Raw genomic sequence first — 12,931 nt, forward strand, 5'->3', positions numbered from 1 at the left:
CTGTTTATAGTGTTATCTCCCATACATTTTGAAATGTCTGAACGCAAAATCTTATTGCGTATCATCGATGTGGTTGTCGTCTTGGGTGCCTTGCATTTGCTGGGAGTTATATTTCATTTTAATTACTTTCTTATCAATGAGGAGCAATGGATGTGGTCTGTTATACTCGCTGCCTATTTATTATTTTTTGCAACCGTTTTTGAATTGTATAATTTACAACGAGCGAGTCGTATTACAGGGACATTGAGAAGTGCCGTTACTACAGGTTCAGTTACCTCGTTAATTTATTTGCTTACTCCATTTTTCACTCCAGTATTACCAGAAAATAGAATTCAGATTTTATATTTTTATCTAGCGATAACTTTACCATTATTGCTTTGGAGATCTATTTATATCAAGTTTTTTGCGAGTTCTAGATTTAATAAAAATATTATCCTAATAGCAGATGCCAGTGACGCGGCTATGATTGCACAATCCTTGCAAGACGTTGATCCTAATTATAAAATAAGCGGTTTTATAAACACTGGACCAGCGGTAGCATCAGGGCATTTTGTTGGTTTAAAAGTCATAGGAATTAAAGAAGCACATCGTTTATTTGAGGATAGATCTGTTACTGAAGTTGTGGTTGCTAGTAATGAAGCCGAAGGAATTACTTCTAATTTATACAGATGGCTCATTGAATTGGTAGAAAACGGCTATTCAGTTAGAGAGTATACTCAGGTCTATGAAGAAATGACAGACCGAGTTCCAGTACAATACGTAGGTAAGGATTTCTACAAGTATTTTCCTTTTGCTAGAAACAACCAAAACCGACTCTATTTAGTATACCACAGGCTTTTTGATATAGTGGCTTCTTTATGTGGCTTGATCATATTTGCAGCGATCATACCCTTTGTACTTATTGGAAACTTATTCGGCAATCGAGGGCCTTTATTTTATGCCCAAGAACGAGTAGGTATCAATAGAAAATTATTTAAAATAGTTAAGTTCAGAACTATGGAAAGGGATGCTGAGAAATCGGGAGCTCAATTTGCCGTTAAGAATGATGTGAGAATAACAAAATTTGGTAAGTTTTTAAGAGCGACACGTATAGATGAGTTTCCTCAATTTTGGAATATTCTAAAAGGAGAAATGAGTGTGATCGGTCCACGTCCAGAACGTCAGGTTTTTGTAGAACAACTTTCTGAGAAGATTCCATTTTATGAAACTCGTCATGTGGTAAAACCAGGTTTAACAGGTTGGGCGCAAGTAAAAACAAAATACGGTGTTACGGATGGAGACCATCTGAGAAAACTTCAATACGATTTGTATTATATCAAAAAGCGCAGTGTTTTTCTTGATATCAGAATCATTGTTAAAACCTTAAGTACCATCATTTTCTTTAAAGGGCAGTGATTGCAGTAATGCGTTAACAGTCGAAGCTTCGGTCAACATTGGGAAGTGAGTTTTTAGCTTTGCTAAAAACTGAAAACTCCGTCTGAAAACTCCGTCTGAAAACTCCGTCTGAAAACTCCGTCTGAAAACTCCGTCTGAAAACTCCGTCTGAAAACTCCGTCTGAAAACTCCGTCTGAAAACTCCGTCTGAAAACTCCGTCTGAAAACTCCGTCTGAAAACTCCGTCTGAAAACTCCGTCTGAAAACTCCGTCTGAAAACTCCGTCTGAAAACTCCGTCTGAAAACTCCGTCTGAAAACTCCGTCTGAAAACTCCGTCTGAAAACTCCGTCTGAAAACTCCGTCTGAAAACTCCGTCTGAAAACTCCGTCTGAAAACTCCGTCTGAAAACTCCGTCTGAAAACTCCGTCTGAAAACTCCGTCTGAAAACGCTCTACTTATTTCCGCTTTATTTTCCCACGTCTAAAAACGCTGAAAAGCAATACAAACAATCCCATAAGACTAGCTATTCTTGCAATATAGTCCCCATGTGTGGTGTAAAAAGTGACTTTAGTTTTAGGATATACAATTCCTTTAATAACTCCTTCTGTACCGTATTCTAAGGATTCTAAGATGTTCCCACGCTCATCTATGACAGCACTTATTCCAGTATTGGCACTTCGCGCAATCCATCTCCTGTTTTCTATAGCTCGCAGTCTGGCAAGGCTTAAATGTTGTTGATGACCCTGGGTATTTCCCCACCAGGCATCATTAGTAATAATAGCCAGAAATTGCGCTCCATTTTTAACATAATCGGTGACATATTCTCCGTAAACTGATTCATAGCAAATGATAGGTGCTACTTTAATACCGTTTTTAATTTGAAAAACAGAACGTTCTTTTTGAGTCGTTTTAGTAGCTACCGTGCCGCCTAAATCCAGCATCGCATCTCCTAAAATAGGCTGTAGGATATTTTTATAAGGAAAATTCTCAACCCCTACTACCAATTTAGACTTGTGATAAACTTGTAAAGAGTCAGTAGCAGCTAAAAACATAGCGCTATTATAATCATTGTAAAGAGTTCTACCGTCGCGAGCTACATTAGTTTGCGTGGTAATTCTAGTGGTGTCTGTAAAGATTTCTGCAATGGAAATACCTCCTAAATAATACATATTTGGATACTCGTACAACGCTGCTCTAATTTGATTCACAGAGCGATCGTATTCTAATTTGTCTAGTTGAGACAGTCGTACATTATCTGCAAGAACTGTTTCTGGTGTAATCATAAGATCTGTGAATGCATCCATTTCAGGTTGCGCCAAGTTCATGATCACCTTTACCACACTGTCGTTTGTGGTGTAATATTTCTGGCTATAAGGATCTATATTGGGCTGTACGATAACCACATTTGTTCCACCGCCTTTTTGAAAGGATAAAATATCAAAAACTAATATTTGGGAAATAACAATGGGTATGATGATCAAACCTAGAAGTACAGAAAATCGTTTGATAATGAATTTGCGCTTTGAAATAAGTCCGCTTTTTATTTTTTTAAATAAAAGTTTATCCTGAAGTTTCTCAGGACGAAAGGCTAACACACTTAAAAAGGCAAATATATTTACCAGCCATATCCATAAAGAACCACCAAAGGTCCCTGTGTATTCATACCACTGAATCCAAGAAGTCATCTCGCTGAATCCATTCCCCAAATTGAGCCACGGCCAAGAAAAATCCCATTCCAAATGCATGCGCTCAAAGCTGATCCACAAACAAGCGAGAAATGTCAAAGCGGCTCCTTGTGTAGCTCTACGAGCCAGTAAATGATACCCTAAAAACACCAAGCTCATCAATGCAGCATTTGCTAAAACAGCAAACCACATTCCAAAAGGGGTTGAAAAATACAACCAGTAAGTAGTGGCTATATTCCATATAAAAAAAGTGAGATAGGAGTGAAGGAATACTTTTCCTGCTTTGCGTTTTGTGGAAGAACTTCTGATGCGTTTTTCAGAAAGAAGTAGCGGTACAAAAGCTATAAGTAATAGACCAGCAAAGCCGTAAGTAGGCCAGCCCAGCCACAATAGAATTCCTGATAATAAGGCTAGTAAAATACTGGTGAATTTCATGTAGAAGTAATGAAGTGCTAATTTAAGTTCTTTGGAATCAATTACGAATTCTGAGTTCGGAATTCTGAATTCATTTTACCTATTAAAAACAGAAAGATCAATGTTAACAGAGAATACATTAGAATACAAGGCCTCGCTAGAGTCTCCTATATCTGTAAGTGCATAATCTACGGAAATGCCCTTGTATTTAAAGCCTATACCTATATTAGGTTGGAAGGTGGTGCTGTCATTACCATCCAGTTGCTGGATGTTTTGAAAATTACCGACTCCTGCACGAACAAATACCAGGTCGGTAAAACCATATTCCAATCCTAAAGCAGGAGTAGCGCTTACTGCACTGCTTGAAATAATGTCATTGGTCTGTATAAAACGCATGTTGAGATCCACCTCTGCGGTGAGTTTATGATCGTAGTGAAAGGTAAAAGTTCTTGCGAGTCCTAATTGAAGTTTAGGTAACGTAATCTCTGTTGTTTCTGGTAATTCCTGATTTTGATTTTCAACGGCACCGCTTATTTCGGCAAATTTCTCTTCGTTTATAGTCCAGGTGTTGTAAGTAGTGGTGATATCACGAGCCATCAATCCCACTTGCCAGTCGCCACGTTTAAATTGCAAGCCTACATCAAACCCAAAACCCCAAGAGTTAGCAAACTCGCCTATGACTCTGCGTATGACTTTGGCATTGACACCATAGGAGAAACCGTCTAGTTTTGCTTCACGTGCATAGGAGAAGGTAAAAGCCCAGTCTGCAGTGGAAAAAGTAGAAATACGATCGTAATTGATGTTTCCTTGATCGTCTATTAATTGAGTGGTATTTAAGATGTCATCTACAGAAAAACGGATCACGGAGAAACCAAAAGCACTGACATCATCTATAGGCATAGCAAAGGCACCATAATTGTATTGAGCAATATTTGCAAAGTAACTCGAGTGCATCAAAGAAACTTCTTGTTCTTCCATTTTCATTAATCCGGCCGGATTCCAGTATACGGAGTTGACATTATTACTGCTTGCCACTACCGCATTGCTCATTCCCAAAGCCGCTGCATCGACTCCTATGTTTAGGAATTCGTTAGAGTATGCTCTAGAGGTTTGCGCTTTCGCGAAAGCGGAACAAACAACAATCAATAAATAAAAGTAATTTTTCAAGCAGGATTTTTAATAAGTAGCAAATATCTTAGTTTCTGAGTTAATAACTATGAAAATCTATTGATATTGCCTAAAAAGATAGCAAAACACATCACTAAAAAACTGCATATTTGTAAGATGAAGAATTGGATACCTAATATCATCACTTTACTGAATCTACTTTGTGGATGTATTGCAGCTATTTATGCGTTTAACGACCAGCTTGTTCTCGCAGGTGTTTTTGTAGCCGCGGGAATATTTTTTGACTTTTTTGACGGTCTTGCTGCCAGATTTTTACATGTTTCTAGTGAGCTGGGAACCCAACTCGACTCCCTGGCAGATATGGTCACTAGCGGTCTCGTGCCAGGAATTGTGATGTACCAACTCTTGAGCGATGCGATCGGTTTTAATTTGATAGATCAAGAACAAAGCTTCACATCAGGATCTCAAGATTATTGGATCAGTCATCCCTATCTGCCTATCCTAGGTTTCCTTATCACCTTAGGAAGTTGCTACCGACTGGCAAAATTCAATATAGACAACAGACAGACCGATTCTTTTATAGGAGTGCCTACTCCAGCAAATGCCATTCTGATCATCTCCTTAGGCCTTATAGCTCAAGACACCGACTTAAGCTGGTTGTATTACGGATTGACTAATCCCTATATTCTTATAGCAATAACCTTATTCAGCGTTTACATTCTCAATGCAGAACTACCTTTATTTGCTTTAAAGTTTAAAAGCTTTGGGTGGAAAGGAAATGAGATGCGCTGGGTTTTTATAGCGATTTGTATCGCACTGATGATCACTTTACAAATTTATGCTGTGCCTTGTATCATTATTATTTATATATTGATGAGTGTGGTGAATAATTTAAGAGCTGAAAGGAATAGTGTTTAACTATGTATATCCATATAAAGACCACTTAGGAAACGTTAGACTCTCCTATAAAAACACCAGCAATACTGGCGTTAACCTACAAATACAGGAAGAGAATAATTATTATCCTTTTGGACTTAAACACAAAGGGTATAATAACGTGATTACTGGACGTGACCATAAATACGGCTTTGGTGGTAAAGAAGAACAAGATGAACTTGGATTAGACTGGATAGATATTACTGCTCGTAATTACGATCCTGCTCTTGGACGTTGGATGAACATTGATCCACATGCAGAGAGCTATCATAGTTTTTCTCCTTTTAACTATACGGCAAATAATCCAGTAGTTTTTACAGATCCAGACGGTAAAGATATCAGGATCGGTATAAGTGAAGGCAATGCGGCTTATTATAAAGATGGAAAGTTATATACTGATAATACATAGGAGACAGAATATACTTCTGGTGAAGGTTTTGATGATGATGGTAATATGACTGGATTTCTAGAAACAGCATTTAATGCGCTAAAGTCTATTCAAGATTCGAATATTACAGTTAAAGGAAAGGAAATAATATCAATTCTTCAAGAGAGTTCTATGCAAGAAGGTGGAATGACAACCAATATACGTAAAGGGTCTAGATCAAAAATAACTGATCCAGTAAAAATGGGTAAAGGTATGGCTCAAGTTATTACTATTGGGAAGGATGTATTTGATGAGTTAATGACTGATGACCCATATAAAGAGAGACAAAGATCAAATGTCAATCTTGCTCTGTCTCACGAAGTAGGTCATGGAGTAATGAACGCACTAAATATTAAATCTCCATTATCTCCCGGTAAAATAGGCAGGAGAGTTGTCGATGGATCTGAATTTTTCGCCTCATACATAGAAAATAGATATCGCCATGCGAATAATATATCACTTAGCACTCACTACGGTTTCTATCCAAATGCTCCTCATGAATATGGACAACCAACACCAGCAATTAGGCTACTAAATTCATCTTATTATCCTACAAAAGGTAGTAGTAGAGAAACGAGGTCAATAAAGAGTGTTGATAATGGTACAATTTCCTACTTTCAATTTAATTTTAGACAATAATGAGGTGTAAAATTCGCTATTTTATTGCACCACTCTTATTTTTATGTAGTTGCAATTCACTAAAAGAAAATGATTTAGTTAAAAAAAATGTATTAGAATATATTTTTGAATCTCAGCTGTTTCAAAATGATAGATTAGGAGATTTATATAGTAATCGGTATCAAAATCCAGAAAACAATAAATATAAACCTACATCTGCATTTTATTTAAAGTTATTATATGATTATCGTAAATCACTAAAATTAGAATGTTTAAATAATAATGATCTAAAAGAAAACGAAATTATATTTATTGATATTGAAGACTATGACGACCCACAAGTTGTTTACTTGTTCACAAAAGATTCTTTATCAAACTCATCGGTTATTTATAAATGTAAAAACGGAAATTGTGAAGAAACGGAGGTTTTGCATAATAAAATATCAGAAATTCTTACTTCGATAAAAAATCATTCTTTCAAGCCAGAAATTTTGAGAAATGATTTTAATTTCAAAAGCGATCATGAGGTTATAGTATTAACGCGTATATCTATAAAAGATATGGAGATTAATGATTTTGATTTTATCATTTTATAAATCTCCAGCTGGCGCGAGCGTAATTAGCCAGAACGGCTAGCGCGAGCATCTTGCTCGTGCCCTCAAAGAAAAGTAAACTGATTTTTATCTATTTTTACTAAAAAGAGTTAATGAGCCGAAAGTATAAATTTGCAGATAAATTTGGTGCATACTTTATAAGCTTTGCTACTGTGAACTGGATAGATGTATTTACTAGAGACGCTTACTTTTGGTGTATGGAGAATCGTTAGATTTTTGCAGAAAAAATAAAGGCATGGAGCTTTATGGTTATTGTATCATGCCAAGCCACGTTCATTTAATTTTTCGGTCAGCATTAAACGATCCATCAGGATTAATAAGAGATTTTAAAGGGTTTACTTCAAAGAAAATAGTTAAAATCATTGATGATAATCCACACGAAAGCCGAAAAGAATGGATGCTCTGGATGTTTGAACGTGCTGGCAAAAAAAATAGCAATGTTGCCAATAAACAGTTTTGGCAGCAGAATAATAAACCAATAGAGATTTGGTCATTAAACGTATTTGAGCAGAAACTAAAATACATACACAACAATCCTGTTGTATCAGGCTTTGTGACCAATCCAATAGATTGGAAATTTAGCAGTGCAAGTTACTGCCGCAACAGCAACGACTGGTAAAATGCTAGAGAACGTTCCAGCTGCTTTAAAATGGGGTGCAGGTTTAATTGGTTCTGGATCTGTTATTGTATCTCAATACGTGCAAAATAGAGAGAATAAAAAACAAGGAAAATAATCAAATGAATATTTATGAATTTAAACAAGATTAAAAAGTACTTAATTAATAGATTTTTATCAAAAAAAAAACTCCGAATGAATACATCCAACAATTCCTTAATCAAGCTTCAAACACACCTATACAATTAGAATTATATTATAACAAAGAGCCTTTGTTACTTTTGCAGTCACTTAAATATTCGAATCTGTGGTATGGATGGTGTGATGTGCCACAAGCGGAGTTTCCAGATGGAATAGTATTATCTTATTACTTAAAAAAAGAGATGATTAATTTTGAGGAATACTATGCATCTAGCGAAGAGCTATCGGTAAAATTAGGATTGAGAAAATTTGAAGATGTAGAGAATGGAATGATAAATTTTGTCCTTTTTTTAAAACAAGAAACCTCATTTAATGAATTGATTAACTGTATGCAGAGAATAATTTTTGGACATCGGTCTTTTTCAATTTCTAATCCAAAAATCACTTATATATTAAGAGAATTGAATCCAATATAACCGTAATCCAAGTCGCGCGCTTTCGCACTAACGGAGCTCTGCTACCAACGAGTCTCTTTTAAAATAGACGGTCCTTTATAAGGGATGTGATTCAATTAGAGATAGTTATGAAAAGGACTATTTAAAGAGTATTTGAATTTATAAAAGGAAAGTCTAGATAGGCTTTCCTTTTACTGTTTTTGATCAATAACAGTAATAATCTCATCAAAATTAATTTGATACATTTCTTTAGCTAAAAGTAAAGCTTGTTTAGTACTGGTCTTATTGTTGTGTTTATAATAATCTACAGAGAGTTCTTGATAAGCGTTTAACAGTCCATTAATAAGTTCAGAGCTTATCTGTTCTGCGTTTTCTAACTCAGAGAGCTGTCGAGTTAGTTTTTTGTACTCCTGCTGGTGCGAGTATAATTAGCTGGAACGGCTAGCCCCAGCTGGCGCGAGCGTCTCGCTCGTGGTCTACACAATAAGAGTTAAGATTAAAAAGGAAAGTCTAAAACGGCTTTCTCCCCTGCTAGCGCGAGCATCTTGCTCGTGCCCTCAAAGAAAAGTGAACTGATTTTTATCTATTTTTACTGAAAAGAGTTGATGAGCCGAAAGTATAAATTTGCAGACAAATCTGGTGCGTACTTTATAAGCTTTGCTACTGTGAACTGGATAGATGTATTTACTAGAGACGCTTACTTTTGGTGTATTGTAGCATCGTTAGATTTTTGCAGAAAAAATAAAGGCATGGAGCTTTATGGTTATTGTATCATGCCAAGCCACGTTCATTTAATTTTTCGGTCAGCATAAAACGATCCATCAGGATTAATAAGAGATTTTAAAGGGTTTACTTCAAAGAAAATAGTTAAAATCATTGATGATAATCCACACGAAAGCCGAAAAGAATGGATGCTCTAGATGTTTGAACGTGCGGGCAAAAAAAATAGCAATGTTGCCAATAAACAGTTTTGGCAGCAGGATAATAAACCAATAGAGATTTGGTCATTAAACGTATTTGAGCAGAAACTAAAATACATACACAACAATCCTGTTGTATCAGGCTTTGTGACCAACCCAATAGATTGGAAATTTAGCAGTGCAAGAAATTATGGTAATGATGACCATACCATTTTGTAAATTGATATAAATTAGATAATTTGTACGAGCGGGACGCTCGCACCAGCCGGGGCTATCTACGTGGCTCTTTTAATATAGGCCGTTCCTAATAAGGGATGTGAATAATAATGGCTCTGTAAAAAGTGATGAGATCAAGGAGGTCCATCCTTTAAAATAGCATTAAGAACAGTTTATATGAATAATTATTGATACGTTATGTGTATATCTAAATAGCTGTTTTAAACTTATCTATGAGCAATCAAGAATATTGATTAACTTTGTTATGTGAACAGTAAAAACGATAGTTATGGATTTACAATCAGAAATAAAGTGGATAGAAGCAGCACTATCTGAATCTAAAGACCCAACCTTTATAAAAGCTGTAAAAAACATGATCCAGTCGATGAGAAAAGTAAAGCAATCCATGTCTACAGAACGTATAAGTATTGAACAGTACAATCGTGAATTAGATGAATCCATTGCTCAAATCGAAAATGGTGAATTCCACACACAAGATGAAGTGGAGAAAATGGCTAAAGAGTGGTAAAACTCCAAGTGGTTTGGAGTGATAATTCATTATTCCAACTTAAGGATTCCTTGGAGTATTTAAAAGAGAAATCACCTAAATCAGCTTTTAAAGTTAAAAGTGCCTTATTAAAAACGGCTAAGGATTTATCAAAAAACTCCGAGACTTATGCCTTTGATAGGTTTAGAAAAGATAACGATGGAAGTTTTAGGAGTTTTGAAAAATACAGCTTTCGAGTAACTTACCAAATTAAAGACATGCAGGTTCTAATTTTACGAGTTCGCCACACAAGTAGAGAGCCATTAGAGGATTAAATCCAACGGACTCTAGCCCCACATGCTTTGGCTGTCTGCTTACCATCGCTCACGCAGCACCATGTCTCGAGCGTTTGCTACTCGTTCGTATGAACTGAGCATTTGCAACACGAAATTCCTACTAAAACAGCGTGAGAAGGAAGGTCTAAATAGGCTTTCCTTTTATTTACAGGATAGATTTAAAGCAAAGCACCTATGTATTAAAGAAGTCTTTTAATTTTTTCACATATTCAGTTCAAGCCTGCATTAAAAAAAAGACCCTACTCAAAAATCTTCTTCTTCCTCAACTCAAAATTCTGTCCTAAATAAACCCGACGCACCACTTCATCTTCAGAGAGTTCTTCTGGCGATCCATGCTTTAAGATCTTACCTTCAAACATAAGATACGTACGGTCGGTAATCGCAAGGGTTTCTTGTACGTTATGGTCGGTAATCAGAATACCTATGTTTTTCTTAGTGAGTTGAGCGACAATTCTTTGAATATCTTCTACAGCAACAGGATCTACTCCCGCAAAAGGCTCATCGAGCAATATAAATGTAGGGTCTGTAGCCAGTGCGCGTGCGATTTCTGTACGTCGTCGTTCTCCACCACTTAATAAATCACCGTTTCTATGGCGTCGGTCTTGTAAACCAAATTCCTCTAGCAACTTCTCACAACGTTCTTTTTGTTCTTTTTTAGACAGCTTGGTCAATTGTAAAACCCCTAATATATTTTCTTCTACAGTTAGTTTTCTAAAGATAGAAGCTTCCTGTGCGAGATAACCTATACCAATCTGTGCACGTTTGTACATAGGGTATTGAGTGATCTTCTTATCGTCCAGCCATACATCACCTCCAGTAGGTTTTACAAGTCCTACCGTCATATAGAAAGAGGTGGTTTTACCGGCGCCATTAGGTCCTAACAGACCAACGATCTCCCCTTGGTTGACCTCGTATGAAACGCCTTTTACCACTGGGCGACCTTTATAGGATTTCTGTAAATTATCAGCTCTTAATTTCTTTAACATAGAACAAATTTAATGGTTTTGAATTCAATTTTTACTCAAGTTATGACTTCTTAATTCTCACTAATGATTAAATTGCATCTATTATTAGAAATTCAACTATTCATTTTATGGAACTTCCTAGATTTCTTATGGGCGATAACGTTCATTATCCTGAAGATATTTTTGTCATTCATTTAGATTATCCACGTTTTATCATCAATCTTAAAGATGATGAAGTGGAGTTCCTGGAAGAAGTCACAGAAGCTGATGCAGAAGAACTGGAAGAAGAGACTAAAAACTTAATTGAAGAAGCCAGTCGTTTTTACGATGAGCAAATGAAGTTATACGAGCAATAATGGAAAATATTAAAGAATTAGATTGGGACGCTACCTTATTTCTTAACGATTGGGGTAGTGATGCGATAGATCTGTTTTTTAATATCATCACGCATAAATTTTATGCGATCCCGTTGTATGCATTTGTTCTTTTTATACTTTATAGAAAACTGGGTATTCGCAACTTAGCGATCGCATTGATTGCTATTGCTTTGTTAATTGCTTGTAGCGATCAACTAGCCAACCTTTTTAAAAATAGTTTTGAAAGATTAAGACCTTTTCGAGAGCCAGCTTTAGAAGGATTGATTTCTAAGGTCGGTAAAAGTGGTGGTACTTATGGTTTTTATAGCGGTCATGCGAGTAGTGCTGTTGCGTTTGCTACGTTCCTATGGTTTATTTTGAGAAGAAAGCATAAAACCATAGGTATTGTTATGATTATTTGGGCTGTTCTCGTTGCTTATAGTCGCGTTTATCTGGGCGTTCACTATCTAGGCGATGTGCTTATGGGAGCGTTTATGGGGACTTTACTAGGTTTATTTTTTGCTTGGGTGTACGCTTTCGCGAAAGCGAGATACGGAGTTTCCACAACGATTAATTAAAGACTGATCTATGAAAAAGCAATTCTTATTTGAAGTGCTGACCCAATGGAAAAAAGGAGACCATAAAAACGCTAAAACACATACTTCTAAAATTGCAGAAAAACCAGATTTAAAAATTTCTGCGGCCCGCAAATTCAAAGGGGAAGCCAGCAAACACAATCCAGAAGATTTACTGCTCAGCGCACTTTCTTCTTGCCATATGATGTCCTATTTGTATGTGTGCCAGCAACATGGAATTGAGGTGGTAGATTATAATGACAACGCCATAGGAACACTAGAACTGCGCACTGACTTAAGCGGGGGTTTTACTAAAGTTCAATTACATCCTGCCGCAACTATTACAGATGTTACTCAAAAAGCACTTGCTTTAGATTTGCATAAAAAGGCACATGAGCTTTGTTTTATAGCCAACTCTGTGAATTTTGAGGTGGTTATTGATCCAAGTGTTACAACTTTAGAAAGTGAATAGCTTTATTTTTTTTGATCAAAACATAAGCGCCTTGAATGCGTAAGGCAAAAAAAATAGGATTTATATTCTTTACGATATGCTAAACAGTGATATAATCGTAATGGTTAGTTGTCAACTAGGTGTTTGAAAATAGAATACTCTAAGCTGCCATCAAGTAGAAAGCACGCAATTTCTT

At 36.2% G+C, this 12,931-nt stretch carries 14 protein-coding genes and 2 pseudogenes; 13 read left to right on the forward strand and 3 right to left on the reverse strand.

The features are described from left to right. Positions 1 to 33: 33 nt before the first annotated feature. On the forward strand, positions 34 to 1,395 hold the full coding sequence (locus tag F0365_RS10725; protein WP_169933684.1) for a sugar transferase: 1,362 nt from the start codon (positions 34 to 36) through the stop codon (positions 1,393 to 1,395). A gap of 435 nt (positions 1,396 to 1,830) precedes the next feature. Here the strand turns inward: F0365_RS10725 and lnt are convergent, their stop codons facing one another. Beyond that, complete coding sequence (lnt, locus tag F0365_RS10730) at positions 1,831 to 3,495, reverse strand: apolipoprotein N-acyltransferase (RefSeq protein ID WP_169933685.1); 1,665 nt, start codon at positions 3,493 to 3,495, stop codon at positions 1,831 to 1,833. A 75-nt stretch (positions 3,496 to 3,570) separates the two neighbouring features. Next, positions 3,571 to 4,641: a PorV/PorQ family protein gene (locus F0365_RS10735; protein WP_169933686.1), complete on the reverse strand. Its 1,071-nt coding sequence runs from the start codon at positions 4,639 to 4,641 to the stop codon at positions 3,571 to 3,573. Positions 4,642 to 4,758: 117 nt separating this feature from the next. Here F0365_RS10735 and F0365_RS10740 point away from each other — a divergent pair, with 117 nt between their 5' ends. The 9 genes and pseudogenes from F0365_RS10740 (at position 4,759) to F0365_RS10780 (ending at position 10,367) form a co-directional block, all read left to right on the forward strand. Continuing rightward, positions 4,759 to 5,520 carry a CDP-alcohol phosphatidyltransferase family protein gene (locus F0365_RS10740; RefSeq protein ID WP_169933687.1) on the forward strand — a complete coding sequence of 254 codons (762 nt, stop codon included), beginning with the start codon at positions 4,759 to 4,761 and terminating at the stop codon, positions 5,518 to 5,520. Further along, a complete protein-coding gene (locus F0365_RS10745) occupies positions 5,513 to 5,947 on the forward strand; it encodes an RHS repeat domain-containing protein (RefSeq protein ID WP_240961606.1) in 435 nt (144 codons plus the stop codon). The genes F0365_RS10740 and F0365_RS10745 overlap by 8 nt, the downstream gene beginning before the upstream one ends. A gap of 45 nt (positions 5,948 to 5,992) precedes the next feature. Beyond that, positions 5,993 to 6,604 (forward strand): hypothetical protein, encoded by a 612-nt coding sequence (locus tag F0365_RS10750; protein WP_169933688.1) that lies wholly within the window; start codon positions 5,993 to 5,995, stop codon positions 6,602 to 6,604. Beyond that, entirely contained in the window at positions 6,604 to 7,179 is a 576-nt protein-coding gene (locus tag F0365_RS10755) for a hypothetical protein (RefSeq protein WP_169933689.1), read from the forward strand. The genes F0365_RS10750 and F0365_RS10755 overlap by 1 nt, the downstream gene beginning before the upstream one ends. A gap of 110 nt (positions 7,180 to 7,289) precedes the next feature. After that, positions 7,290 to 7,816: pseudogene (locus tag F0365_RS10760) on the forward strand (REP-associated tyrosine transposase). 278 nt (positions 7,817 to 8,094) lie between these two features. Then, positions 8,095 to 8,430, forward strand: a complete 336-nt coding sequence (locus F0365_RS10765) for a hypothetical protein (RefSeq protein WP_169933690.1) — start codon at positions 8,095 to 8,097, stop codon at positions 8,428 to 8,430. A 584-nt stretch (positions 8,431 to 9,014) separates the two neighbouring features. Further along, positions 9,015 to 9,548 (forward strand): annotated as a pseudogene (locus tag F0365_RS16470) (REP-associated tyrosine transposase). A 286-nt stretch (positions 9,549 to 9,834) separates the two neighbouring features. Beyond that, positions 9,835 to 10,074, forward strand: coding sequence for a hypothetical protein (locus F0365_RS10775; RefSeq protein WP_169933692.1), 240 nt, complete (start codon positions 9,835 to 9,837; stop codon positions 10,072 to 10,074). Further along, a complete protein-coding gene (locus tag F0365_RS10780; RefSeq protein ID WP_169933693.1) occupies positions 10,068 to 10,367 on the forward strand; it encodes a type II toxin-antitoxin system RelE/ParE family toxin in 300 nt (99 codons plus the stop codon). Before F0365_RS10775 ends, F0365_RS10780 begins: the two co-directional genes overlap by 7 nt. A gap of 260 nt (positions 10,368 to 10,627) precedes the next feature. Here the strand turns inward: F0365_RS10780 and lptB are convergent, their stop codons facing one another. After that, positions 10,628 to 11,374, reverse strand: a complete 747-nt coding sequence (lptB, locus tag F0365_RS10785) for an LPS export ABC transporter ATP-binding protein (RefSeq protein WP_169933694.1) — start codon at positions 11,372 to 11,374, stop codon at positions 10,628 to 10,630. A gap of 107 nt (positions 11,375 to 11,481) precedes the next feature. Here lptB and F0365_RS10790 point away from each other — a divergent pair, with 107 nt between their 5' ends. From F0365_RS10790 to F0365_RS10800, 3 genes are read left to right on the forward strand one after another with little or no spacing between them, the layout of a single operon-like run. Beyond that, entirely contained in the window at positions 11,482 to 11,709 is a 228-nt protein-coding gene (locus tag F0365_RS10790; protein ID WP_169933695.1) for a hypothetical protein, read from the forward strand. After that, positions 11,709 to 12,287: a phosphatase PAP2 family protein gene (locus F0365_RS10795; protein WP_169933696.1), complete on the forward strand. Its 579-nt coding sequence runs from the start codon at positions 11,709 to 11,711 to the stop codon at positions 12,285 to 12,287. Before F0365_RS10790 ends, F0365_RS10795 begins: the two co-directional genes overlap by 1 nt. Positions 12,288 to 12,297: 10 nt before the next feature. Next, positions 12,298 to 12,756 carry an OsmC family protein gene (locus F0365_RS10800; protein ID WP_169933697.1) on the forward strand — a complete coding sequence of 153 codons (459 nt, stop codon included), beginning with the start codon at positions 12,298 to 12,300 and terminating at the stop codon, positions 12,754 to 12,756. The last annotated feature ends 175 nt before the right edge of the window (positions 12,757 to 12,931 follow it).

The organism is Nonlabens sp. Ci31, from assembly GCF_012974865.1.
Lineage (GTDB): Bacteria > Bacteroidota > Bacteroidia > Flavobacteriales > Flavobacteriaceae > Nonlabens.